Annotated in this window: 22 protein-coding genes; 5 read left to right on the forward strand and 17 right to left on the reverse strand. The window is 46.8% G+C overall.

All coding sequences use genetic code 11. The annotated features are described in order from the left end of the window. Positions 1-12 precede the first annotated feature (12 nt). Positions 13-495, forward strand: coding sequence for a DUF1641 domain-containing protein (locus MKY98_RS17530; protein WP_039274499.1), 483 nt, complete (start codon positions 13-15; stop codon positions 493-495). An 82-nt stretch (positions 496-577) separates the two neighbouring features. Here the strand turns inward: MKY98_RS17530 and MKY98_RS17535 are convergent, their stop codons facing one another. From MKY98_RS17535 to MKY98_RS17560, 6 genes are all read right to left on the reverse strand, one after another. Then, complete coding sequence (locus tag MKY98_RS17535) at positions 578-931, reverse strand: hypothetical protein (RefSeq protein WP_069010419.1); 354 nt, start codon at positions 929-931, stop codon at positions 578-580. 130 nt (positions 932-1061) lie between these two features. Then, positions 1062-2063, reverse strand: coding sequence for a 2-keto-3-deoxygluconate transporter (gene kdgT, locus MKY98_RS17540; RefSeq protein ID WP_029515422.1), 1002 nt, complete (start codon positions 2061-2063; stop codon positions 1062-1064). Positions 2064-2111: 48 nt separating this feature from the next. Then, positions 2112-3119 (reverse strand): tripartite tricarboxylate transporter substrate binding protein, encoded by a 1008-nt coding sequence (locus MKY98_RS17545; RefSeq protein ID WP_069010418.1) that lies wholly within the window; start codon positions 3117-3119, stop codon positions 2112-2114. A gap of 129 nt (positions 3120-3248) precedes the next feature. Continuing rightward, entirely contained in the window at positions 3249-5696 is a 2448-nt protein-coding gene (locus tag MKY98_RS17550; RefSeq protein WP_208332741.1) for an AraC family transcriptional regulator, read from the reverse strand. Between the two features lie 215 nt (positions 5697-5911). Continuing rightward, positions 5912-7576 (reverse strand): methyl-accepting chemotaxis protein, encoded by a 1665-nt coding sequence (locus MKY98_RS17555; RefSeq protein WP_069010417.1) that lies wholly within the window; start codon positions 7574-7576, stop codon positions 5912-5914. Between the two features lie 27 nt (positions 7577-7603). Further along, the gene (locus tag MKY98_RS17560; RefSeq protein ID WP_029515426.1) at positions 7604-8608 is read right to left on the reverse strand and encodes a BMP family lipoprotein; all 1005 of its coding nucleotides are present in this window, start codon (positions 8606-8608) and stop codon (positions 7604-7606) included. Positions 8609-8892: 284 nt separating this feature from the next. Here MKY98_RS17560 and MKY98_RS17565 point away from each other — a divergent pair, with 284 nt between their 5' ends. Then, positions 8893-12069 (forward strand): bifunctional cytochrome P450/NADPH--P450 reductase, encoded by a 3177-nt coding sequence (locus tag MKY98_RS17565; RefSeq protein ID WP_069010416.1) that lies wholly within the window; start codon positions 8893-8895, stop codon positions 12067-12069. Between the two features lie 95 nt (positions 12070-12164). Here MKY98_RS17565 and MKY98_RS17570 read toward each other — a convergent pair whose 3' ends face one another. From MKY98_RS17570 to MKY98_RS17585, 4 genes are all read right to left on the reverse strand, one after another. Beyond that, positions 12165-12752 (reverse strand): restriction endonuclease, encoded by a 588-nt coding sequence (locus tag MKY98_RS17570; RefSeq protein WP_029515428.1) that lies wholly within the window; start codon positions 12750-12752, stop codon positions 12165-12167. Between the two features lie 175 nt (positions 12753-12927). After that, entirely contained in the window at positions 12928-14337 is a 1410-nt protein-coding gene (gene aspA / locus MKY98_RS17575) for an aspartate ammonia-lyase (RefSeq protein ID WP_029515429.1), read from the reverse strand. 185 nt (positions 14338-14522) lie between these two features. After that, complete coding sequence (locus tag MKY98_RS17580; RefSeq protein ID WP_069010415.1) at positions 14523-15068, reverse strand: GNAT family N-acetyltransferase; 546 nt, start codon at positions 15066-15068, stop codon at positions 14523-14525. Between the two features lie 112 nt (positions 15069-15180). After that, positions 15181-15582 (reverse strand): VOC family protein, encoded by a 402-nt coding sequence (locus tag MKY98_RS17585; RefSeq protein WP_029515431.1) that lies wholly within the window; start codon positions 15580-15582, stop codon positions 15181-15183. A gap of 396 nt (positions 15583-15978) precedes the next feature. On the opposite strand from MKY98_RS17585, the gene MKY98_RS17590 reads away from it, so the two are divergent. After that, a complete protein-coding gene (locus tag MKY98_RS17590; protein WP_029515432.1) occupies positions 15979-17142 on the forward strand; it encodes an aminotransferase A in 1164 nt (387 codons plus the stop codon). Positions 17143-17654: 512 nt separating this feature from the next. Here MKY98_RS17590 and MKY98_RS17595 read toward each other — a convergent pair. From MKY98_RS17595 to MKY98_RS17625, 7 genes are all read right to left on the reverse strand, one after another. After that, complete coding sequence (locus MKY98_RS17595; RefSeq protein ID WP_069010414.1) at positions 17655-18728, reverse strand: ABC transporter substrate-binding protein; 1074 nt, start codon at positions 18726-18728, stop codon at positions 17655-17657. Then, positions 18725-19546 carry an ABC transporter permease gene (locus MKY98_RS17600; protein WP_013311255.1) on the reverse strand — a complete coding sequence of 274 codons (822 nt, stop codon included), beginning with the start codon at positions 19544-19546 and terminating at the stop codon, positions 18725-18727. Before MKY98_RS17600 ends, MKY98_RS17595 begins: the two co-directional genes overlap by 4 nt. Beyond that, positions 19536-20348: an ABC transporter permease gene (locus MKY98_RS17605; RefSeq protein WP_023989586.1), complete on the reverse strand. Its 813-nt coding sequence runs from the start codon at positions 20346-20348 to the stop codon at positions 19536-19538. The genes MKY98_RS17600 and MKY98_RS17605 overlap by 11 nt, the downstream gene beginning before the upstream one ends. Further along, positions 20338-21447, reverse strand: coding sequence for an ABC transporter ATP-binding protein (locus tag MKY98_RS17610; RefSeq protein ID WP_029515434.1), 1110 nt, complete (start codon positions 21445-21447; stop codon positions 20338-20340). The genes MKY98_RS17605 and MKY98_RS17610 overlap by 11 nt, the downstream gene beginning before the upstream one ends. Positions 21448-21513: 66 nt before the next feature. Beyond that, positions 21514-22650 (reverse strand): N-acetyldiaminopimelate deacetylase, encoded by a 1137-nt coding sequence (locus MKY98_RS17615; protein ID WP_069010413.1) that lies wholly within the window; start codon positions 22648-22650, stop codon positions 21514-21516. 181 nt (positions 22651-22831) lie between these two features. Then, on the reverse strand, positions 22832-23545 hold the full coding sequence (gene dapD, locus MKY98_RS17620) for a 2,3,4,5-tetrahydropyridine-2,6-dicarboxylate N-acetyltransferase (RefSeq protein WP_029515436.1): 714 nt from the start codon (positions 23543-23545) through the stop codon (positions 22832-22834). A gap of 212 nt (positions 23546-23757) precedes the next feature. After that, positions 23758-24666, reverse strand: a complete 909-nt coding sequence (locus tag MKY98_RS17625; RefSeq protein WP_069010412.1) for a hypothetical protein — start codon at positions 24664-24666, stop codon at positions 23758-23760. Between the two features lie 239 nt (positions 24667-24905). On the opposite strand from MKY98_RS17625, the gene MKY98_RS17630 reads away from it, so the two are divergent. Together MKY98_RS17630 and MKY98_RS17635 are read left to right on the forward strand one after the other, a co-directional pair. Beyond that, the gene (locus MKY98_RS17630) at positions 24906-25850 is read left to right on the forward strand and encodes a DMT family transporter (protein ID WP_069010411.1); all 945 of its coding nucleotides are present in this window, start codon (positions 24906-24908) and stop codon (positions 25848-25850) included. A 75-nt stretch (positions 25851-25925) separates the two neighbouring features. After that, positions 25926-26789, forward strand: coding sequence for a sulfurtransferase (locus MKY98_RS17635; protein WP_069010410.1), 864 nt, complete (start codon positions 25926-25928; stop codon positions 26787-26789). Positions 26790-26896 lie beyond the last annotated feature (107 nt).

Below are 26896 nucleotides of genomic sequence, written 5' to 3' on the forward strand. Positions count from 1 at the left end.
GGAGGTCGAACCGTGGCTAAGCCTATTTCAATTGTGAGAAAACGCATTTTGACAGAAGAAGAACGCCAAAAACAATCGCTGGATCAGCTTACTGCTGATCTGGCGGACAATGGAGCGGCACTGCAGAAGACACTTGAAATCGTACGTGAGCTGCACGATAGTGGTCTTCTCGAAGCAGCCCAGTCTATGCTAAAGGCTAAAGAAAGCATCGCCAAAATCGCTGTAGGACAAGCGACGCGTAAGCCTGTGACGAACATCATCAATAATCTCATGGGAGCAGCCGGAATGCTGTCTGAGGTAGACCCCGAGCTGATGAAAAAGCTGACAAACAGCGTTACTAATGGCCTGAACGAAGCCAATGAACATCTAAAACAGAATAAAAAGACTCGTCTGCGCGATCTTATGAAGGCGATGAATGATCCAGATGTAAACCGTGCAATGGGATTTGGCATTCATTTTCTCAAAGGAGTGGGAAAAAGTTTGTCTGATAAATAACTCATAGAGTGTGAAGGTGGAAGACTAGTAACAACAGACAATAAAAAGAGCTGGCTCCGAAAACGGGGGCAGCTCTTTTTATTTATTTTTTATCCACTTGCAATAGCGTCACCGTTTTAAGAGAAACAGCATCTTTTATTTGCTCCTCTGCGATGACCTTGAGCTTAAGCAAACTGGCAATCTTCGACGTATCCGGCTTGGAAAACAAGCGCCATAGCTGCGGATCAGGCAGTGAATCATACAGCTTTGTATGATCGTATTCCTTACGGTGCTGCTGCACAATCTTGACCCGATAGTTGCCAATTTCCCAATCTGACACTTCCTTCTGCGCACAATGAGCGGTAATGTCATTACGCAAATCAGTCAGTTCACCTTCAATTTCTTTTTGCTTTTGCTTTAACTGGTAGTATCGGCGCACCTTGTTTTCCAATCCCATCACGCTCCTCTGCTTACATATGTATGTTTGCAGAAGTGTTTTAGGACAAGTTTTGTGATGTTAGGATTGAAGGCATAACTGCAAAAGCATTTCCCGGGTAATGGAAAGATTTTAGGATACTGCAAAATCCTTATTTAGATATATTCGCTCCTGGATTTACAGGCCCTGCTCCTCGGGATTTCTCCTTACGCTTCATATAATTGGCCCAGTATGCCGTCAGAATAGGTACCAAAATCGAGGTCACAATGACCGAAGCGGCAACTAAGGCCGTTGCAGATTGCGCAACAGGCAGGAACTCAGGCTTGATATTGGCGACAATGACTGGGTTCGCTACTGCTGCACCTGCTGTACTGGAAGCTGCGATTCCTGCTGTACCGTTGCCACCACCGATATATTTGTCCGCCAAAATTAGTGGAATACCTGTAACGAGAATGACAAAAATACCCAATAAAATACCGAGCATACCTGTCTGGACAATGACACTCAAGTCAATGGAACAACCAAGTGCAAAACCGAAAAATGGAATTAAGGCTTGCGTTGCGTTCCCAAAATACTTTCGGAAATCATGATCCAGATTGCCCAACATAAAGCCGATCAAAAATGGTAATACCGCCCCCACAAATGTCTGCGGTTCGAAAACGGCCAGTCCGGTGCTACCCAAAATAATCATGGTCACTAATGGACCCGATTCCAGTGACATCAGTACAAATGCTCCCGCCTCTTCCTTGGAGCCATACTGCTGCATAATGGAGGCGTATAACCCGCCGTTCGTCATATCCATAGCCGAGATCAGCGCCAGCACCGACAAACCTGCAAATAGCCCACTTTCTACACCCCCAACAGGCAGCAATCTGGATGCAATGATCGCCACTACCCACGCGACCGCGATTTTAGTCAATACGAGCGTTCCTGATTTACGCAATACAGTACCCGTCGCTCGCACATCTATAGAAGCCCCCATACAAAAAAACCACACTGCTAAAATGGGTACCGTACCTGTCATCAGCCCCTTGGTAAAAGATCCAAAATAGTCGCCTGCCCATGGAGTAAATGTATGAAAAAGCGCGCCAATAAACAGCGGCACCAGCATAATGCCCCCTGGAATTTTATCAATGTTTTGTTTGATTTTCATAACTTCGTTCAACCCTTTCGTTTTTGCCAATGCAAAAACAAGGCCGTGTCACTTGCGGCTCAAACCGAGCTCGGGAATCAGTCTCGCGAAGGTATCATGACTCTCCTTCAGTTGTCGCGCGAATGCGTCTGCATCCTGGACACGCAATCCCAACCCATGCTTACGCATTTCCTCCCTGAATTCCTCGTCTTTCGTTCCCTTGATCAGTGCATCCGTTAGCGTTTGAGCAACTGCATCCGGTGTATCCTTAGGCACAGCCAGCCCTCTCCAAGTGCCGATAAAATGTACACGCAGCCCAGTGGCTTGCTGTAGTGTCGGCACTTTTGGAAACGCTTCCGAAATAGTGTCTGACTGGATCGCCAGTATGCGAAGTTTCCCTTCGTCCACGTATTTCTTCACTTCTGCGGGACTGACGGGTACAGCATCCACAAATCCGCTCATTAAAGCGGAGACGGCTGGGCCTGCTCCCTCATAAGGGATATGGGTAAAGCGGACTCCACTTTTCTGTTCCAGCATTGCGGCAGCAAGGTGCCATATGCTCCCTGTGCCTGCATTCCCCATTTTGAGTTTGCCGGGATGGGCCTCAGCATCCTCCAGAAATGCCTCTGCTGTCTTCCATGGTGCATCCGCCCGGACCGTAATGGCAGAAGGGTCCATATTGGTTTGAAGCAGCGGCTTAAATCGCTCATAGGTGAGCGGTAGCAGTCCCAAATGAGGCAACGTAGTCAGCTCAGCGACCAGATACGTTACAGTATAACCGTCCGCCTGCGCCTCAGCCCCTTCCATCAGCCCGACAGAACCGCCTCCTCCCGTTCGATTAACGACGATGATCGGCTGACCGAGATGCTTTTCGGCAGCTTTCGCCAACGCTCTCGCGGTAATATCCGTACCGCCTCCGGCTGCATAAGGAACGACGAGTGTTATTGGCTTCGTAGGAAATATACGGCTGTGATCCTGCAAGGTGCGGTGATCCACATATTCACTGATACTCAAGGCAGAAAGCATAGCTATTCCCGCCGCAACCAGCACATATTTTTGCCATGGCTTTTTCTTCATTACGTTTCCTCTTCTCCAAAAATGAACTGGGCCCGTCATGCGCCCGTTTTCACCTCCACCGTTTTCGGTCTTGTTGTTTGCGTTTACATGAAGTCAATGTACCGCAACGTGGAGGGCTACAGCTATCGCTTAATCTTCGTATTTATCTTCTATTTCGCCAAAGTATCGGCCTTTTGACCGATCTGCATATTCATTGGAAGATTTGCTGATTTGTCTGAATTTCCCTGGGGTCACTTGCTTATGCTTGCGGAATACCCGAATAAAACTGTTCTCATTTCGGTATCCGACCTGCTCTGCAATTTCACTGATTTTCAAATGGGTTTCACATAGTAGAGTGCTTGCCTTTTTTACGCGTAATCCAGTCAAATAATCGTAAACGGTAGTTCCTGTTTCTTCCTTGAACATACTGCTCACCGAGGACACGCTCATGTGAACATGATCCGCAATTTCCTGAAGTCCGATGTTCAAATGCAAATGATGTTCCATATACTCGATCATCTCTTGTACACGCACAAAATCTTTGGACTGAATGCGTCCGTGCCATTTTTCTTCAATATCAGTCAACATAGTGACCAGCAATACCTCAATGTCTTGAAGGTCTAGCGTCAGAATCTGATTCCAGTGGTAATCAGCAAGCTGATCCGGCGGCGTCACACTCTGAGTGGCACACCATTTTAGCAAATCTTCCAGCAATTCATGAACAAACAAGTAGACCTGGGCTGGGGATGTTCTGTGGAGTCGAAGTTCTTCTACCCAGTGGCTGATTAGCTTTACACTTGCACCAGGTTCCTGCGACTCCAGGGCATGAATTATTTCCAAACGCCAATTGTCAAACAATGTTGAATCCTGAATTTGCTCCTTTGACTGTTCATCCACTGTATTATCCTTTTTCACACTTAGGCTGCTGTCCATATTCGTGTATGAACGTCCATACCCCTCGTACAAACGCAAATTAAGGGCCTCTTTTCCTTTTATAAAAGATGCCCGTGCCTCTTGAATATCCGTGACCATATGACCAATCCCTATAGAAATGGTCAAAGGAAGATACTCACCGACAACCTGAATCAGTCTATCAACGCTTTTGTGAAGCAAAATACTCTCTTGGAGGGCAGTCTCCGAACCAACTTCAACTTCATTCGAACTCTCGCTGTACTGTAACAGCACAATAAAACCACTTTCCTCTTCCGGCGAGCATACTGCTTTCCAGTAAGGTTCGAGCATCTCTAGCAAAATATTGTTCAGCGCATACTTGAGCAGCATTTTATCCTCTTCTGGAAAGCTTGCAGCCCACGCAGAATATCGGTCGATGGACACGATCATGACAAACAAAGAATTACCGTCCCAATCGGAAAAATACTGTTCCCATTTCATACGCATTTCCTGTATGCCCATTCTACGCTGGATGACATCTTCCATATATTTGGAACGCAGCTCCGGCAGGCTTCGCTCTACCACCAATGATTTGCGATGAAACTCTCCAACCAGTTTGCTAATCACAGGTTCCAGGTCATACAATCCTCCTTGGCGCGTACCCTTATTGCCCGAATTCAACAGGCTATTAATTTTTTTCATGGGGCGAAAAGCTGCATAATTGTAATAGTAAACTGCTGAGCACCCAGCCAGTATAGAGATAAAGGCCAGCCACAGCATCATATTGCGCGCCAGCTTAACATTTTTCAGCAGCTTGTCCATCGGAACGAGCGAGACTAGACGCCAGCCCGTTACATCAGAAAAGGTTTGGTTCGCCATATATTCCATATTCCCTATCTCCACATAAGCATAGGGGCTCACATCCAGCTCTTTCAAAACCCTGCCCATATCATTTAAGGGTAAGGACGATCTCAGCTTGGGATAGATCAACTCGCCCTCCAGATCATACACGTATTGCGAGTTGGATAAATGAATATATAGTTTGGAGAAAAAACGGTCGTAATCCAGATTGATTAGCACCGCACCCATGACCTGACCATTCTCTACTATGGGCCTGGCCAGCGAAAGCAGCTCTAACGTCCCCTGCTCACGATCGGTGCCGTACCATCTCCGCTTAATCAACAACGGCTTTTTTTGAATGTCCTGAATCCAGGGAACCCATGTGGTATCCGGTGCCTGCTTCCAATCAGGCATGTAACCATAATTGCTGGATACGAGAGCATGATTGTCCAAAGAAATCACTTCAACCGAATAAATTTCTTCGTGTGAAGAAAGGGTTTTCAAGTATTTATGAAGCCGATCTATGACGGAGGCGTTATCTTCCAGCGATTTCCTATCCGTTTGGACACGTACAAAAGCCTCTACATCCGGATGATATGCTGCATCCAGCGCCTTGTTATCAGACTCACGAAAAGCCCGATTGGTTACATCCAGATTGATTTGCAATAATTCTATATTGGGTGTGTTCAGCTCGGTATCCAAACCTTCACGGTATCCTGAATAGGATAGCAAGCCGATCACGCTAATCACGAGCGACACACACAAAGTGAGCAGTAGAATCAGTCTTGTCTGTTTATTTTTCAGTATCAATCGAAGCTTAAGTCGCAACATTCCCGTAACTTCATCCTTCCGGACTTCGTTGTCCATCTTCCTCTTGTCCATATACGTGGTGACATATTCTCCCTAAATCTATTTGACGTAAGAGTTGGAATTCCCTGCCTATGTAAATCAAACTTAATAAAACTTCATATAAGTACATCATTAAAATAAAAAAAGAAGAAGTCTCCCTGTGTTAGGTAGAACTTCTTCTTTGGCTGCTTATATTCATTATTCAGCAAAAACAGATACTCGCTTCACAGGTTTTAGTTTGTCTTTTCCACCTGAAAACGATCCAGTTCCCGCTGCATTTCCTCGCGAATCTGACGAAGCTCTTTTACCTTCTCAGCCGATTCCTCAAATGAACGCTTCTGCTCTACCGTGGAAGCCGTAATCTCTTCGCTGCCTGCGGCGGATTGCTGAGTGATTGCGCTGATATTTTCGATAGCTTGCTGCACCCGTACGCTCAATTCTCGCGATACATTCATGTCCGTTGATAGCTTGCTGACTTGGCCGGCAATTTGCTGCACTTTGCCACTAATCTCTGTAAACGATTCTCCGGTCGAGGAGGTTGCCTTCTCCTGCTCACGGAACAGCTCCTGACTTTGCGCCACAGAAGTCTTCACTTTATCCATTGCCTGCGTAATACCGTCAACTGCGGTATAAATTTTCTTTACAGCAGACTCTGATTGATTCGCCAGCTTTTTCACTTCATTGGCAACCACAGCAAAACCTTTTCCTGCTTCACCCGCACGTGCAGCCTCAATAGAAGCATTCAAGGACAACAGCGATGTTTGGCTGGCAATTTCGGATACGTATCCAGTCATGGTTGTAATCTCGGCCGCATTAGCTTCCAGCTCCTTGACTGTCTGCTCCACTTCGGACATGGCTGAACGATTTTCTGCAACAATACGCAGTTGATCGCTCATGACCCGCGTACCCTGCTCAATGACACGCAAAGCATCCTCACTATACACGGTCGATTGAGTGGTCTCCAGCAGATTCGATTCAAACTTTTGCTGCATCTCGTCCACAACACCAACTGTCGACGACAGATCCTCAGCAATTTTCTGACTGCCTATCGCCAGTTCCTCTGTTGACGTGCTGACTTGTGTCACAATTTCCTTCATGGCCTCATTATGGTGATCAATATCCCGAGCCATCAGATCGACACGATTACCCGCCTGATCAATGGAGAGTACAATGCTGCGCAAGTTCCCGATCATTACCCGGAAAGATTCATTGAGCTCGTCCAGCTCATCGCGTCCCTTCGTTTGTGCGAGCTGAACGGTCAGATTCCCCTCGGCAATTTGCTTTGCGGCATCCGTTAACTTACGTGTTCTAAGGGCAAGCTGCCTGGAGGTGTATGTATTATATAGCCCAACTGCCACCAGAAGTAAAACTGCACCTGCTAAGGCCAATTGCCAAGTAAAACGAATGCTCTTGGTCAAATCTTCTGTGTATTGGTCATAACGTGCCTTGGTCAGCAGATCCAGCATAAAAACATCGTTCTGAATCCCCTGGGCGCGCATGGCCTCCCGCTTGGACTCCGGACTGTTTTGGGTACTCATTGCTTTCTCCGTTGCTACTTTCAATTGGCTGAATTTTGTTTTAATCGTATTCAGTCGTTTTTGCTGTTCTTCGGTCTGCATCATGCCCTGTGAAAGCAAAGCAATCGTCTTTTCAGACTGAGTCAGTTGATTTTGCACATCAGCTTTGTTGCTCTCTGTCATGGAAGCAGAATAATTTTGCAACGCCTGTCCCGACTGAATCAAATAGGCATTGAGCTGCTGTACATTCAACATAGCCGGAACCAAATTACTACTTTGCGAGTTAATACGAATTAATTCAAAAATGATATATGCCACTAAAGCCAGACAAGCGATCAAGGAAATCATCGCATTCAGCACCAGTTTACCTTGCAGTTTCATCAGCTTTCATCCTCCGTTTGCGAAAATTTATTGGGTGGGAACAGTAAGTGTGCCGGATTTGATTTTTTCCTTTAAATCATCCAACAACTTTTGCTGATCCGGACTCAGTGTCACGACACGAATAGGCGCTAAACCTACGCCATCTTCTGCAAGACCAAACACCATATCCTTCTCCGTAAATTTTCTTTGATGATCTGCAAAGCCTTTGACTGCTGTATAAATTGCAATGTCTACATTTTTAAACATCGAGGTCACTACCGCCTTTTCCGCAATAAAAAACTGGTCGCTATCGACCCCGATGGCTAATTTTTGCTGTTTTTGCGCTTCCTGTAGCGCACCTACGCCCGTGAGACCTGCGGCTGCAAAGATAACATCAATCTGATCCTGATTAATCATGTCATCTGCAATTTTCGTACCCAGTTCCGGCTTTCCAAAATCTCCTGCATACGTTGCAGTAACTTTGGCATTAGGCTTGACTGATTGCACCCCTGCGCGGTACCCAATTTCAAATTTTTTCAACAGAGGAGATTCCGCACCTCCAAGAAAACCCACCTGTTCGGTGCGACTCGTCAAACCGGCAACGACCCCAGCCATAAAACTGCCCTCTTCTGCTTTGAAGCTAATAGAGGCCACATTCGGTAAATCTGATTTCTCATCCACGATTAAAAATTTACGGTCTGGGTATTTTTTGGCAATGGATTCCATACTGTCCTTCACCATATAACCCAACCCAATGATTAAATCCGCTTTTTCTTGAGCAAGCTGCTCAAAAGCCGCATCATACGTCTTGGTCTCCGTTATTTCCCGGTATTCAAAAACAATCTTCCCCTCATCCCGTGCCTTGACCAAACCTCGAAAAGCCGCGTCGCTGTAAGATTGGTCACCCAGACCAATATCTGACAGTACGATTCCCACCTTAATGGGTTCGGCCTTGGTTTGTACGTCTGATTGCCCACATGCACTTACCAATAATGCAAAGATCGTGACAATGGGAATCCACCTAAAAGTTAATAATAGAGCTCGTTTCTTCATGACATATCACCTCAACATAAAATGCAAATCCCCAACATCTTTATATCGGTTATAAAAGCATATTTTTTCATAAGAGTTTCTGTAAATTCATTGTTAATAGAAGTGTGATAAGTGTGATGTCTTTGTTTATTATGTAAAAAATGTATATTTTGCTTTGTTTTTATTATACGAACTGTCCAAATTCATTTATTTTCGTTTATACCGGAAGAATAAAGTGTAATTTGGAAAACATAGGTACTTTGAAACCATCACCCTATTTCAATCTGAAAGGAGCAACATTTAAAATGACTTCGACCCATTTAATTCCACAACCCAAAACATATGGTCCCTTAGGAAATCTGCCCTTGATTGATACACATGCCCCTGTCCAGTCTCTGGTTAAGCTTGCTAATGAGTACGGTCCCATCTTTCGCATGGATCTGCCTGAAGGAACGAACATTTATATTTCCGATCATAAGCTAGTGGCAGATGCTTGTGATGAATCCCGTTTCGATAAGCAGGTGTGGGCTCCCTTACAAAAAGTACGAGCTTTTGCCGGAGACGGACTATTCACAAGCTGGACTGAGGAACCGAACTGGCGCAAGGCCCATCAAATATTGCTACCAAGCTTCAGTCAGCGGGCTATGAAGGGTTACCACAATATGATGCTTGATCTTGCGGTTCAGCTGGTGCAGAAATGGTCTCGGCTCAATCCAGATGAAAGTGTAGAGGTACCGGAAGATATGACCCGGCTGACTTTGGATACCATCGGATTATGCGGCTTTAATTATCGTTTTAACAGCTTTTACCGCGACCAGCCCCATCCGTTCGTGACCAGTATGACACGCGCACTGGATGAAGCAATGGGTCAGTTGCAACGCCTCAATTTGCAAAACAAGCTGATGTTATCGAAGAAAAAACAGTTTAAACACGACATCGAAACGATGTTCTCTCTGGTGGACAGCATTATTCAAGAACGCAAAACCCTGGGCAACCAAGGTGAAGAGGATTTACTGGCACGTATGCTGGAAGGCAAGGACCCGGAAACAGGTGAAACGCTGGATGATGAAAATATCCGTTATCAGATCATCACCTTCCTCATCGCCGGTCATGAAACGACCAGTGGGCTTTTATCCTTTGCCATTTACTATTTGCTTAAAAATCCACGAACGCTAACCAAAGCCTATGAAGAAGTGGATCGCGTGCTCACCGATTCGCTGCCTTCCTATACTCAGGTGCGTGAGCTCAAGTACATAAGGATGATACTGAATGAAGCTCTGCGGCTATGGCCGACAGCGCCCGCCTTCTCGCTCTTCGCCAAAGAAGATACACTGCTCGACGGAACCTATCCGCTTAAAAAGGGCGACAGTGTAAATGTACTCATCCCGAAACTGCACCGTGATACCGAGGCTTGGGGTGAAGATGTTGAGGAATTTAGACCGGAACGCTTTGAGGACCCATCCGCCATTCCACAAGATGCCTATAAACCGTTTGGCAACGGTCAACGGGCCTGTATTGGACAACAGTTTGCCTTACAGGAGGCCACCCTTGTGCTGGGTATGGTACTGAAACATTTTGAGCTGATTGATCATACTCATTATGAGTTGAAAGTCAAAGAGACGCTCACACTCAAGCCTGAGGGCTTCACCATTCAAGTACGACCGCGTAGCACACAGACTGCCGTCATGCTGCCGGGTGCCGCTCAAGAACTTCATGAACAGGAGGAACAAAAAGTTGCAGCTCCTCATGCCGAAAAACATGATACTTCTTTGCTGTCTTTGTACGGCTCGAATCTGGGTACAGCTGAGGGACTTGCGGGTGAACTAGCCGATTTAGGTCGGAATTGGGGTTTTAACAGCAGCATAGCAACTCTGAATGATCGTGTGGACCATTTGCCTAAAGAAGGCGTGGTACTTATTACGACTGCATCTTATAACGGACATCCGCCGGATAATGCTGATGCCTTTGTAGAATGGTTGAAGCAGGTAGACGAGGGCCAACTGGCAGGCATAAGGTACGCTGTCTTTGGTTGCGGTGACCGGAATTGGGCCAGCACGTATCAGCGCATTCCAAGGATGATTGATGAGCTAATGGCTGCCAAAGGGGCAAAGCGACTGTATGATCGGGGCGAGGGCGACGCCAGTGGTGACTTCGAGAAGGATTGGGAAGTCTGGAATCGCGGCCTATGGCCGGAATTGCTGAATGCTTTCGGCATAGAGCACAGTGATACAGAACCACAGGACACCAGCAGTCTGAGCATAGAGTTTGTAAGCGACGTACTTAGCGCTCCTCTGGCGGCCAACTATGAGGCAACTACTGCCGTTGTTACCGCGAATCGTGAATTGCACGCTGCTGAAAGTGAACGCAGTACACGGCATCTGGAGATCCAATTACCAACCGGATTGTCCTATCGCGAGGGTGATCATCTGGGTGTTTTGCCGCGTAATCCTGCTTCGTTGGCGAATAGAGTAATGCAACGCTTTAAGTTACAGGATCAAGACTACATCGTATTGAGAGGCAGTGACCGGGATGCGGCGCATCTCCCCTTAGATCGGCCTGTCAGCGTAGGAGATTTGCGCACTCTCAGTGTGGAACTGCAAGAACCGGCAACGAGAGCCCAGCTACGGCAACTAGCATCCTTTACAGTGTGTCCACCGCACAAGAAAGAAATCGAAGCTTTGCTAGAGGATGCTACCTTTGATCAAGAGATACGACAGAAGCACGTCACGATGCTGGATATTCTGGAGAAGTATCCAGCCTGCGAGCTGCCATTTGAAAACTTTATCTCGCTGTTACCTCCACTCAAGCCTAGGTACTACTCCATCTCAAGCTCTCCGCTTGAATCGGAGAATTCAGCGAGTATAACCGTGGGCGTCGTGCGTGGACCAGCCCGTAGCGGACAGGGCGAATACCTGGGAATTGCCTCCAACTATTTGGCGCAGCTCCAACCAGATGATCCAATTGTCATTTTTGTGCGTAAGCCTCAGTCGGGCTTCCGTTTGCCGGAAGATCCGACGGTGCCTGTCATCATGGTCGGTCCAGGTACTGGAGTGGCACCATTCCGCGGATTCCTCCAAACCCGCCATGTACTTAAAGAAAGAGGGGAACAGCTCGGCGAGGCTCACCTATACTATGGCTGCCGTAATCCTAAGCTTGACTATCTGTACAAGCAAGAGCTGCAAGCCTGGGAGCAGGAAGGAATCGTTACGCTTCATACAGCCTTTTCACGTCTGCCCGATCAACCCAAAAGATACGTGCAGCATGTCATGAAAGAAGATGCGGACACTCTGATTCACTTACTTGATGAAGGAGCGCATCTATATGTATGCGGTGATGGTAGCCGGATGGCTCCCGATGTAGAAAACACCCTTTGTGCTGCTTACGCGGAAGCACACCATACCAGTAAAGAAGAAGCACAGCAATGGTTGGATCGTCTCCAACAGGAAAAACGCTATGCCAAGGATGTCTGGACAGGCATCTAATGATAACAGTATAAGAACAAGCACCATGTTAAAAAATAAAAGGGACTGATTACTGGCCTTCAAACTCGTCGCCAGTAGTTCAGTCCCTTTTATGATTATCTTTCACTCCATTTGGAAGCAATCACATCTACTTTACTTTCTAATAGGTCCATAACCTCCTCGCGGTGCCTAGCCTTGAATAAATCTATGATGTCGATCAAGTCGTTGCGATCTAATAATTTAACCCCGTTGACAGCAGCAAGTGTTTTACAAGATTCCGTATAACGGCCGGAGGTGATGACGATAGACTTGTCGGCCGCATAATAACGCATAGAGGTGTAAATTTCCTGTACTGCTCCCAAGCCCACCGGATGTTGTACGCCATAACGTTTGGCCTGTATGACAACTCTGACGCCTTCACGGTCTGTAAAAACCAGATCCGCTCCAAAATCCCGGCTACTGGTTGTTTTATAGATGTCCTTATAGCCAAGCGCGGATAATAACCGTTGCAAATAAAGCTCAAATTCCGAGCCATCCTCCATACGATCTATATCCTGAATTCCAATTTTGCGTGGGTCCAGATCACGTAAAATCCGATTTCTGCGACCGCGTATCAGTCCTCTGATGATGAGCGCAAACAACACTAAAAGTACAATGAGCCCTATTCCTAATTCCTTGTATGCCAATAATTTTTCTAGCAACATCCAACTCTCCCTTTTCTACCATAAGCGTAGCCGTATCATCCTTAACAGGGAACTCCCCTATGCACGCTGGCTCCCCTATTACATCTCTCTTTATCACATAACAATAGCCCCGCCAGATTCGACGGGGCTATCTTCGTCTTGCCTCAAAGCTGTCTAAATTCCATACTCCGCATCATTATTCGCGATTCAGCAAAGATTCTCCGGCAATACCAGGCTGAGTCATTTGGTACGGGTCCAATATAATGTCCAACTCTTCCTCGGTCAGTACATTATACAGCAGGCACAGCTCGCGCACCGATTTCCCCGTCGTAATTGCTTCGCGGGCAATGCGTGATACTACCTCATATCCAAGGTGGGGATTGAGTGCTGTAATAATACCTACACTGTTCTCCACATATTCACGGCACCGCTCCACATTTGCTTCAATTCCTTCTACACAATGTATACGGAAAACGTGGAAGCCCTGCTTCATAATTTCCAGCGATTGCAGCAGATTGTAGACAAGCACAGGCTCCATCACGTTCAGCTCCAGCTGACCCGCCTCTGAAGCCAGGCAGATCGTATGATCATTACCAATGACCTGAAAAGCAATTTGGTTAATGACCTCACACATCACCGGATTTACCTTACCTGGCATAATGGATGACCCTGGCTGACGAGCAGGCAGACTCAGTTCTCCCAGACCTGCACGAGGTCCGGAAGCCATTAAGCGGATGTCATTTGCCACCTTAGACATATTCATCATACAAATTTTCAAGGCGGCAGACACTTCGGTATAAGCATCCGTATTTTGTGTAGCATCTACAAGATTTTCGTCAGCTTCCACAGGGAAGCCACTGACGTCTGCCAGTACCTCTGCAACACGCTGAATATAACGACGGTCTGCATTCAGGCCAGTACCCACCGCAGTTGCACCCATATTAATCGTTAACAGGTGCTGTTTGGTCGCACGCACGCGTCCGATATCACGACCCAGCACACGCGCATAAGCCTGAAACTCCTGTCCTAATCGGATTGGCACTGCATCCTGCAAGTGGGTTCTACCCATCTTAATCACACTATCAAACTCATTGGCCTTGCGGGAAAATGCCTCCTGAAGCTCACTCATGGTATCCAACAGTTTATCAATCATGCTTAATACAGCCAAGTGTACGGCTGTAGGAAAAGCATCGTTCGTCGATTGCGCCATATTAACATGATTATTAGGACTGATCTCCTGATAATCTCCGCGTTGCTTGCCAATCAGCTCCAACGCGCGGTTCGCAATCACTTCATTTGTATTCATATTAATGGACGTGCCTGCGCCGCCCTGAATGGGATCGACGATGAAATGATCATGCAACTGTCCTTGTATAATCTCATCAGCAGCCTGAATAATGGCCTCTGCTTTGGGGCGGTGTAAACGGGTTAGTTCCATATTTACCGTCGCTGCTCCCTTTTTCACGATCGCCATGGCTTTAATCAACTCAGGGTGCAGTCGTTGGCCTGTAATTGGAAAATTTTCTTTTGCCCTCAGCGTTTGTACACCGTAATAGGCATCTAATGGTACTTCCTTGGTACCTAAAAAATCATGCTCCAACCTCATATTCTCTGATTCCTCCGCTGTGTTTGCTACGTTCTTCAATTCAGTACAGCCAAATTGACATAAAAAGACCTCTTCTGATCCCCTCTTCATTATACGTTCCGATTCCCGTGCTTTACCAGTCGAATAAACGCGGAAAAAGGTTATGTAATCCTATGACAAGTTATGATTACCCGTATATACCAGGGTTATTCGGCAAATGCTCCGCTATGACTGGAATACGGATTTAATGGCTTATAATAATATCGAGTGGCATGCAGTTGACCATCGGCTGATTGAGCGTAATCCGGAATAACACCAGCTTCCACGAACCCGATCGACTCGTATAGTCCATTGGAGGGATCACCCACCCGCGTATCTAGCACCAGTAACGTTCTACCCTGACTTAGTGCCTCTTCTTCCGCTGCCTTCATTAACTGACGTGCGATCCCAAGCCTGCGCCCGGACGGATGTACCATAAGCTTTGCAATTTCCGCACGATGAATTGCGTTAGCTTTTTGAGCCAAATGAAGCTGGACCGTCCCTACAGGTACTTCGTCCTTCTCGGCAATCCACAGAACTACGCCATCCTCAAGTACATTATTCCAATAAGCTGCTGCTTCCTGATAACCTAATGGAGGTAAGAAACCTATAGATGCACCGTCTGCAACCACGTCGATTAACAGTCGACTCAGTGAATCTGTCAGGGCTTCGTTCAGAGCTTGAACAGGGTAAACTCTCACTTCGTTAGACATTGTGATTCCTCCCGGTGAGTTCGATAACATACAATAAAGAAAGTAAACTATCTTTTTAGGATAGCTTACTTTCCATGGTACTTTGTTTACTACTTAATCACCCTTACTTCTATTACTGCTCTGCCATATAAAAGAACTCCCACAAATGACCATCCAAATCCTGAAAGCTCCATCCATACATAAAACCATGATCTTGAGGTTCATTCGAGGGCTGGCCGCCTGCTTCCAAAGCCTTGCGAACGATCTCGTTCACCTTTTCTCGGCTCTCCACCGATAGAGCAACAATCGCTTCTGTGCTTTTCGTGGCATCTGAAATTTCCTTTGTAGTGAACGCTTTAAAACGTTCTTCAACCAATAGCATGACAAAAATATGCTCACTAACAACCATGCAGGTTGCATGTTCATCAGTGAACTGAGCGTTAAATTCAAATCCAATTGTAGTGAAAAAATCAATGGAGTGCTGTAGGTTTTTAACTGGTAAATTCACAAAAATTTGTTTAGCTGTTACTCCCACGATGCTTCACCTCTTCATTCTACTTTATCATACGACTTCTCCACAAAAGATAACTTAACTACCTCACAAAGTCAATCAATCTGACATTTGCAATTAAACTAACAACTCTTACCTTGTCCCTTAGCTTGCTTTACACCAAGAATAGGCTTGTACAACAAAATGGCTTCAGATGTTTTTTCATCCTGATCCACTTGATCATCCACTCTTGGATTTAGAAGCTGTTCCCTTCCCCAATTTAGCCATGATTACGCTTACAAACATATCCTATATTTAAGATACCACAAATTAGCCAATTTAGTACTTAAATTATGTAAAAATGAATTCTTCTTGCCGTAGCGTAATCAGATCATATTATTGTAAACTTGTTCTAATACAGAAAAAGGTGGCACACACGCTATGGAGCATTTGCTTAACGATCAGGTCAAAAATATTCAAATCAGCGGCATCCGCAAAATCGCAAATAAAGTTGCCGCATTACCCGGAACGCTCTCCTTAACGATTGGACAGCCGGATTTCCCTACCCCTGCGCATATTATGGAAGCTGCCCATCGGGCGATTGATGAAGGCCGGACCACTTATACACCTAATCCGGGACTGCCGGAATTACGAGAAGCCGCAGCGGCGTTTGTAGCCCGTAAATACGGCCTAAATTACCGTGGACAGGATGAGGTTATCGTAACGAACGGAGCCAGTGAAGCGCTGGATATTACCTTACGCACGATTTTGTCACCCGGTGATGAAGTCATTCTACCCGTGCCAATCTACCCAGGGTACGAGCCATTGATCCGTTTGTCAGGCGGCATTCCTGTGTTTGCCGATACCCGCAGTAGCGGATTCAAGCTCACAGCCGAGGTGCTGGAGCCTTATCTGACCGAACGGACAAAAGCAGTCATTCTCGGATATCCTTCGAATCCGACCGGGCGAGTGATGAGCCGCGAAGAACTGGAAGCGGTCGCCGATTTACTGAAGGAGCGCGATCTGTTTATCATTTCGGACGAAATATACAGCGAACTGATTTACGATACCCCCCACGTGTCCATTGCAGCTCTTCCAGGTATGCGGGAGCGCACCATCGTCATTAACGGTCTGTCCAAATCACATTCCATGACGGGATGGCGTATTGGTTTTACACTTGCACCCGCTGTAATTACACAGCACATGGTCAAAGTCCATCAGTACAACGTGACCTGCGCTAGCTCAATTAGCCAATATGCAGCACTCGAAGCCCTGACCGTCGGGGTGGATGATGCACTTCCGATGCGCGAGGAGTACCGCCGACGTCGCGACTATGTACACGGAAGACTGACTGATATGGGAATTCCACTAGAGAAGCCTGAGGGAGCCTTTTATCTCTTCCCTTCCATCGCCCATTTTGGATTAAGCTCGATGGGTTTTACCTTGAAGCTGCTGGAAGAGCATGGAGTGGCTGTAGTACCTGGAGATGCCTTTTCTTCCTATGGCGAAGGATACGTTCGCTTGTCCTATGCTTACGGACAGGATGTGCTGGAGCAAGGATTGGATAAAATAGAGAAGTTTGTTAGAGGAATGGTGAGGGGTTAAGGTGGTTAGAGGCGCTACGCAGTCCATTTGATCTTCCGATCGCTGTTGCTGGGGGATTCTTGAATTGGATAAAACATTTATAGGTAAGAATCCCGCCACAAAAGCGAACGCTGCCGCTTCTCCAGATTCAAATGACCCGCTTCGCTCACTGCCCACCTTAAAGTCCCAAAATTCTCTAACGTGTGTGTGGAGCAGCAGGATAAAAGAATACTCACCGCTTTACACGGTGAGTAAACAGAATAGGCCTCTGAGGCACCCCTACGGGTGGCTCAGAGGCCTATTCTTCCACTACTCCCACGCGCTATCGGCGTAGGGATTCATGGGTGACTAGCTTTAAGCACGGTGCAGCGGAGGGGGCGGAATGGTACTGGACAAGCGAAGCGGTCGCCTTTAAATTCCGATTTCCACCTTTATGCGGTAATCATAAAAATCGGAATTTAACAGCGATGGTAAGCACCATCCGCCTCCGCAGCGACCTCTAAAGCGCAAACCTGAATCCTCACGCCACTCCCCTACTTTAAATGCATTTTGAATTGCAGGAACAATTCGTTGTAATGAGCGAGCATGCGCTTGCCCAGATTGTCGTACACTTCCAGCTTATCTGTAATGTCGGACGGAGGGTAAAAACGCTCGTCGCCAGAGATATCTTTAGGCAGCAATTTCTTTGCATCCTTGTTTGGCGTGGAGTATCCTACAAATTCGGCATTTTGAGCGGCTACATCGGGCTGCATCATGAAATTGATGAACTTATGGGCCGCATCCACATGGGTAGCGGTTTTTGGAATAACTATATTATCAAACCACAGGTTGGAACCTTCATCCGGCACGATGTAATCGAGCTTATCGTTCTCATCCATGATTTCAGACGCATCACCGGACCATACAACCCCGGCAGCAGCTTCCTCGTTTGCCAGCAGCATTTTAATCTCGTCACCAACAACCGCTTTGACATTGGGCGCTAATTTCTCCAACTTCGTCAAAGCCTGCTGCAAATGTGCCTCATTCGTATCATTCAAGGAATAGTGGAGACTGTTCAGCGACATGCCCATAATCTCCCTAGCTCCATCAACCAGCAACAGGTTATTACGTAGCTTCGGGTCCCATAGGCCATCCCAGCTATGAAAATCAATGCCTTTCGTCAGCTCCGGGTTAAACACAATCCCGACTGTACCCCAAAAATACGGAACCGAATATTGGTTATTCGGATCGAACGAAAGGTTTAGATAATGAGCATCTACATGCTTCAAATTCGGCAGCTTGCTATGGTCCAACGGGAGCAACAAGTGCTCCTGCTTCATTTTAGCCAAAGCATATTCTGAAGGAACCGCTACATCAAACGAAGTTCCTCCCTGCTCGATTTTCGTCAGCATCGCCTCATTGGAATCAAATGTCTGATAAATGACGGTAATTCCCGTCTCCTTCTGAAACCGTTCCAGCAGCTCAGGATCAATGTAGTCTCCCCAGTTGTACACCGTCAGTGTGTTGCCACCGGAGTAGCCTTGACTGGAATTAAGCCATGCAGCCACCCCCATCAGCCCAAACGAGATGATGAAAATCGACAGAAACACGCGCACAAGTGACTTCATCTAGGCACCCCCATTTCTGCCGCAGGCTCTTTTTTACCATTGCGATTCGCCTTGCGCATAATAAAGTAGTAGCCCACTACCAACAACACAGTAAATAGGAAAATGAGCGTGGACAGCGCATTGATGGACAAGGAAACCCCTTGCCGGGCACGTGAGTATATTTCCACCGATAAGGTCGAATAGCCACTACCTGTCACAAAAAAGGTCACCGCAAAATCATCCAGCGAGTACGTTAACGCCATAAAGAAGCCCGCATAAATCCCTGGCTTGATAAAGGGTAGAATCACCTTGGTCAGCACATCCATTCGGCTGGCACCCAAATCACGCGCGGCATCGACCAGAGATGGACTCATTTCCTGCAGCCGCGGCAAAATCATAATGACCGCAATCGGCACACTAAATGCAATATGGGACAATAAAACGGAGTAGAAACCCAGCTTAATCCCGACCATCGTGAACAAAATAAGGAAGGAAGCGCCAATAATGACGTCCGGGTTCACGATCAATACATTATTGAGCGATAGCAGCGTATTTTTGACTCGACGGTTCTGCATCTGATGAATAGCCAGCGCACCCATGATGCCAATAATGGTAGCCAATGCAGATGACAGCAAAGCAATCACCAAGGTGTTAATGACAATAATGATCAAGCGAGTGTCCGCAAACACCTCTTTGTAATATTGGAGTGTAAAACCTTCAAACTCATGCATCGTCCCTCCGCTGTTGAAGGAATAGTACATCAAATACAAAATAGGTGCATACAACACGAGAAAAACAATCACCAAATATATATTCCCGAATCGGTTTTTATTTACCATGCCGCACCCTCCGTTTCGTTCCCGAGGTGAGCAGCATAATGATCCCCATCGCCAAAATCAGGAACACGGCAACCGTAGAACCCATACCCCAATCCTGAGTAACCAGAAAATGCTGCTCTATCGCCGTCCCCAGTGTAATCACACGGTTACCTGCAATCAGACGGGTAATCATAAACAGCGACAATGCTGGAATAAACACAGCCATGCAACCAGATCGCACACCCGCAAGCGTTAACGGAAAAATAACCCTGCGAAACGCAGTCCACTTGGAGGCTCCCAAATCACGGGCTGCGTCCAGCAATGAAGGGTTTAACCCTTCCAACGCGTTATAGATGGGCAAAATCATAAAAGGCACAAAAATATAAACCGACACAAACACAAAGCTGGAGCTGGTAAATAATAATTGCTGACCTCCCAACCCAACCATACCTAACACCGCATTCACCGGACCATAGGTTCCGAAAATCCCAATAAAAGCATACGTTTTGAGTAACAGGTTAATCCATGTCGGCAAAATAATGAGCAACAGCCACAGTTGCTTATGCTTGGTGCGTGTGAGTAAATAGGCTGCCGGGTAAGCAACTAACAGTGAAAATACAGTGATCAGAAATGCATACCAAAACGAGCTAAGCGTCATGCTCAAATAAACAGGTGTCAGAAACTGAGCATAGTTGTTGAATGTGAGATGACCATCCACATCAAATAGTGAATAGTAAAACACAAGTACAACCGGAGCCGCCACAAACAGCACAATCCATAAATAATAAGGCAGCAGATACGCTGCTCTTGTATTACCGGACATGCTGATCCACCTCTTCATAGGCTTCCAGACGCCGATCAAATTCTTCCTCTGTTTCCCCGAACCGCATCACATGGATCGCTTCCGGGTCAAATCGCAGACCGATTTCACTGCCCAGCTCCGCCTTTTTGGTAGAATGCACGAGCCATTCCTGTCCCGAATCATCATAGCAGCTTATTTCATAGTGAACACCACGGAACAATTGGGTATCCACTTTTACACGCAGCTTGCCTTCAACAACACTCGTAATCTCCAGATCCTCCGGTCGGATCACGATTTCAATGGGCTCGTTCGGACGTAAGCCTCCGTCGACACATTCAAACTGTCGGCCGTTAAATTCCACTTGGTAATCCGCAATCATCCGTCCTGGGACAATATTGGATTCGCCGATGAAATCAGCAACAAACCGATTGATCGGCTCATCATAAATATCATTAGGCGTACCACTCTGCTCAATCTTACCTTTGTTCATGACAAAAATTTCGTCCGACATGGCCAGTGCTTCCTCCTGATCATGCGTAACGAAAATAAAGGTAATTCCAAGGCGCTGCTGCATTTCGCGCAAAATGTACTGCATTTCAGTACGCAGCTTTAAATCCAATGCAGACAACGGTTCATCCAACAAGAGAACGTCAGGCTCATTAACGATAGCCCGTGCGATGGCAACACGCTGACGCTGTCCTCCGGACATCTCAGAAATTTCCCGCTCGCCGTAGCCTTCCAGATTGACAAAGGACAACGCCTGTGTCACCTTCTCTTGGATGTCCTTTTTATTCATCTTTTTGATTCGCAGACCAAAGGCTACATTTTCAAACACATTCAGATGCGGAAATAGCGCATAATCTTGAAAAACCGTATTGACCTGCCGCTCATTGGCTGGAACACGATTAATGAGTTTTCCATTTAAATAAATAGAGCCTTCTGTCGGCTCCGCAAAACCTGCAATCATACGCAGAATCGTCGTTTTACCACAGCCGGAAGGCCCCAGCAGTGTATAAAATTTACCACGCTCAATTTCAAAGCTGACGTCCGCCAGCACTGGGGGATCGTTGTCATATTGCTTGGTCACCCGTTCAAATCGGATGATGGTTTGCTCTCCCATAACACCCTCCTTCAAAAATTCGACTTCATTCCATTTTATTAAACATAATTATTCAGGGCGCCTCATTTACCCTTGAGACTTCCATGTAAAATAGTCTGTCAGCACACGAATGGCTACACCAATCGCTTCTTCCGCAGGCTCCAGCTTCGCATGATGCAAACCATAAGGCGTATCAACGCCAAGCCAGAACATCAGACCGGGAATTCGCTCCAGAAAATACCCGAAGTCTTCTCCGGTCATCGCTTCTCCGCATTCAATAAGCTGCACATCCTGCCGGTTACTGACCCAGTTCATAAATTCCTCGGTCACCTGAGCTTCATTGTACACTTGCAAATAATTGGAGCCATAATGAATCTCGGCATGGCATTCAAACCCAGCTTCCACACCGCGCACCAGCGCTTCGATCCGCGATTTAACCAGCGCCATCGTATCGGCAGACAACGTTCGGATCGTACCCTCCAACCGGGCGGTTTCTGCGATAATATTTTGCTTCGTGCCTCCGCTAACCTTACCCACAGTAATGACTGCTGCATCGAGTGGATTCACATTACGGGCTACAACCGTTTGTAATTGTCCCACCAGTTGGCAAGCAGCCACTACCATATCATTCGCCTTGTGTGGATACGCAGCATGCCCGCCCGTACCCTTCAGGTCGATGAAAAGCTCCGACGTATTGGCAAATAGGATGCCCGGGCGAGTCGCAATTGTACCGACAGGATATTCAGGTGCAACATGCAGCGCGACAATTTCATCGGGTATCCAGTCTGCCAGCTCTGTGCTGTCCCGCATAGGCAAGGCTCCGCCCGGCCCTTCCTCAGCCGGTTGAAACAATACAACCAGATCATCCTTAATCGGATGGCCTGCAAAGTGAGTAACAATTCCCAATCCAATCGTCATATGTAAATCGTGTCCACAAGCATGCATATAGCCGGGATGGGTCGAACGGAAATCGTAACCTGTCTCTTCTTCAATCGGTAAACCATCCATATCACAACGATATCCATAGCGGCGTTCAGGAGCTGATCCATGAATGAACACTAACACGCCTGTACGCCATGTACGAATGTCCAACCGCTCCTGAGGGAGCGTTTCCAAATAATCCAGCAAATATTGTTGTGTTTTGTACTCCTCAAAACCCGGTTCGGGAATTTGGTGTAAATCTCTTCGTATTTGGACAAAAGAACGATAGTCGACCGTACTCATTGCTGCCACGCCTCCTCTTTATAGCTCATCAGCTCTTATCGGGCAAAAGAACAAAAGGACAAAAGCCCGGCGCAGCCGCCGAGCCTTGTCCGTTGTGCTTCGTCCCTAAGTTATGCTGTCAGTGCATCATGCTTCTGACAAGGAATCGTTCACCTTTGGTACATAAAAAACTTCTGCATTCTTACAGAACGCGCAGTTCTTTCAAAATCTCAGTTTTAGATTTGGTCTTATCGTCGACCTGTTTGATCACACGTGCAGGTGTACCCGCCACTACGGAGTATTCAGGCACATCTTCAGTTACAACCGCTCCGGCTGCAACAACTGCACCTTTACCAATGCGTACGCCTTCCAGTACAACCGAGTTCGCACCGATCAATACTTCGTCTTCTACGATAACAGGCTGTGCGGACGGTGGCTCAATGACACCCGCCAGGACAACGCCTGCACCGATGTGGCACATGTTGCCTACTTTAACACGACCGCCCAGCACAGCATTCATATCAATCATCGTGCCTTCACCAATGGTGACACCGATGTTAATCACTGCACCCATCATGATGACTGCGTTGTTACCGATGCCAACCATATCACGGATATATGCGCCTGGCTCAATGCGTGCATTAATGCCTTTCAGATCCAACATTGGAACAGCGGAGTTACGGCGATCATTTTCCACCACATAATCTTCTTCTTTAGCGTTTGCGCTATCCAGTACCGGCTTGATATCAGCCCAATCACCAAATACAACACCACTGTCTCCAGAAATAAAAGCTTGAACATTCTCGCCAAATGATGCGGAAGCCAAAGCTCCTTTTACATATACTTTAACAGGCGTCTTTTTCTTGCTGTTTTTAATCACGTTGATGACTTCTTGTGTATTCATTTCGATGGACATAGTAAATCTAACAACTCCTTCATCGCTTCATACGACTTCGCAAGCCGGAATGATCTTATTCTCTCATCCTTTATAGCACAAAAGTGCAGGTCTCGCAATTATAGATTAGACCCTTATAGCTCTAACCTAGCCCTTAAAATAACCATTTTCAGCGGCATGACTGCCTTAAATTCATGATTGTAAGCCGCCGATCATCCCGCATCAAAGTAGGGTTATTTATTAGCTTGCAGGCTCTCCAGCGATGTATAAATGTAGGATTGGAATCCTTCAGCAGGTTCACCTTGTGGAATGTTCACTTTCACGATGAAACCGCCTGTTTTATTTTCTACAACTATATATTGCTGTGTCATCTTCGAACTGCTCGCTTGTAAGAACAGACGGCTACTGGATAACGCTTCAGGTATGGCTGCTTTGTCCAGCATTTGCACCTTACCGATGGAAGCTAGATCCTTTTCGCCTTCTTTTTGAAGTTCGTCCAGATTAAAATCGGAGGGTAGCTTCGTAATTTCAGCATAATAGTTATCATCTACAGCCAAGGCAACACGGTTTTGATCAGGAAACAGGGACATCGGATCAAACACATACAGCGAATATCCCTCTCCTTTTGCTAATGTCGCAGTCTGCTTTTCCTTTTTTCCCTCAAGGGTGAGATCAAAAGTTTGAGTCTTTGTGCGTTCTCCGCCTACTGCTTGACCAGCACTTCCGTTTTGATTGCCATCTGTTGCAGCCTCTGTTTTTTGTATTTTCGTTAAAGTCAGTTGCTTCGCCGTCGCGTCGCCCTCTACTGCTTTTTCGGTGTATTCAAACGCTACTGTATCGCCTTCCTTAAGTCCAGCTATTACCGTGTCCAGTCCGTCCCCCAATTGGAAGGATTGGGCTTCGCCATTGGTTCCAATCTCTACCGTATGCGGGTCAGCAGCTCCATTGTATACACCTGTGCCTTTTTTAACCTCCGACTCAGCGATTGTCTCCGGTTTAACTTGCGGCTGCTGTTGCGTTTGCGGTTGGTCTGACCCTTGAGGTGCGGTGTTATTGGTTTGCGGTTTCGTTCCACAGGCTGACAGAGCCAGCACTGCCACTACAGTCAGTAGTATGATTGAAATTGTGTTTTGTTTTTTCATAAAATCCACCTCCACTATGATAGACGAGCTTGTGCAGCAAAAGTTCTACGCAGCATCTCACTTAAAATCCAAAATCCTACCTCCTGCTCCCGTTTATTATATTCTCAGGATTTTGCAAAATCCTAATACCACGGGAATGTTAGGTACGGTATAATGGGCTGTATTAACCTAATTTTCGAGATACCGCTTGGAAGGAACATAGACGTATTTATTTTCCCCCATACGGATGGAGCTGCCACGTGAATCAAGCACACAAACCGTCGTTTTCCTTTGAATTATTGTACATCATAGGTATTATCGCTATTTCGTTCTCCTCGATCTTCGTAAGATGGTCTGAAGCCGAGGTGTCCGTCATCGCTATGTACCGTTTGTACCTAACCAATCTGATCATGCTGCCTTTGGTCTGGAAGTACCGCACTGAGCTGTTTAGCCTGACCCGCAAGCAGTGGATGCTGATCCTCTGGTCCGGTATTGCGCTGGGGCTGCATTTCTTGCTCTGGATGGGCTCACTGCGACTGACCACCGTTGCAAGCTCTACCGTTATTATGACATTGGAGCCGATCCTTGTCATGCTCGGTTCATTTTTGTTTTTCCGGACGGGCACGAATCGCGCTATGCTCATCGGGATGGGTATGGCTTTTATCGGCTCGCTGGCCATCGGAGCTGGAGACTTCCATGTCTCAGGACAAGCCCTGCTCGGGGACGCACTGTCCTTCTTGGGTATGGTAGCCGTGTCCATCCATATGCTGATGGGCAAGCATCTGCGCGAGCATTTGAGCGCGTTTGTGTATAATTTTTGGGTTTTTGCCATCGCAGCCACATCACTTGCGCTGTATAATGTGGTCAATGCCATTCCTTTTACCGGATACGCTCCACGGGAATGGGGACTGTTCCTGCTGTTAGCCATTGTACCTACGCTGTTCGGACATTACCTATTTAACTGGCTGCTCAAATACATTAACGCCACTGCGGTGTCGATGGCGGTACTCGGCGAGCCCGTTATTTCTTCCTTGCTAGCTTGGGTGCTGCTCGGGGAATGGTTGTCTACTTTACAATTTGGTGCAGGCTTTTTCATCCTGTTCGGGGTATGGATTTTTATCCGATACGGAACGGATTTTAAAAAGAAAGTTGTCCATCAAAGTGAGTTGCCTGACACTGAGCATCCCCTGAAGGCCAGCTCTTAACTTATTTACCCCATTTTCATAAACCATACTCAATGAATTAAATTCACTTCTAAAAAAAGGAAGGCGGAATTCTCTATGAAATCCATCGTATCCAAACGCTGGCTGCTAGCCCGATTGTATGAGCCGGACATGATCATCGCCGACTGCCGTTCCCTGCTCGGACAAGCCGGAGCTGGGCGGACTCAATTTAATGAAGACCATATTCCAGGGGCGGTTCATTTCGATTTGGAAGAAGACCTTACCGCTCCTCTTGCTGAGCATGGGGGTCGCCATCCCTTACCTGATGTGGATACACTTGCTGCACGTCTAAGTCGTGCCGGAATCAATGCTGCCTCGCGCATCGTCGCTTATGATGACCAAGGCGGTATGATGGCTTCCCGCTTCTGGTGGCTCCTGCGCTATCTCGGGCATGAGCAGGTATATGTGCTGGAAGAGGGCTACAGCGCTTGGAAAGAAGCGAAGTTCCCCGTTACGGTAGACCAGCCGATTCGCATTCCAAGTACATTCACACCAAATGTACAGCCACAAATGCTCACAAGTATGCAAGAGGTGCACCGTGTATCCGAAGATTCTGTTCCTGTTGGCTCCTATATCGGTTTTTCACCTATATTAATCGACTCCAGAGAGCGGCCTCGCTACCTGGGGCTGGAGGAGCCCATTGATCAAGCAGCGGGACATATCCCCGGTGCAGTGAATTTCTTCTGGAAAGAGATCTTGGACGAAAAAGGCAGCTTTAAAAATGCGGAACAATTGCAGCAGCACTTTGCCGATCTTGATCCAAACGCAGAAATTATCGTGTATTGTGGTTCTGGCGTATCCGCCTGTCCCAATGTACTGGCCCTGAATGAAGCTGGATTTAGTAAGGTCCGTTTATATCCGGGAAGCTGGAGCGACTGGATTAGCTATGAGGAGAATCCGGTGGCGACCGGAGAGGAATAAAAAGTTTCAACGGATATACAGGTTCAAAAGACAAATAAACTGCCTTAAGCGATTTGGCTCATGGCAGTTTATTTGCTTTGTTAAAAAGTACATAAAAAATCAACTTG

The organism is Paenibacillus sp. FSL M8-0228 (genome assembly GCF_038007385.1).
Classification (GTDB): Bacteria; Bacillota; Bacilli; order Paenibacillales; family Paenibacillaceae; genus Paenibacillus; species Paenibacillus polymyxa_D.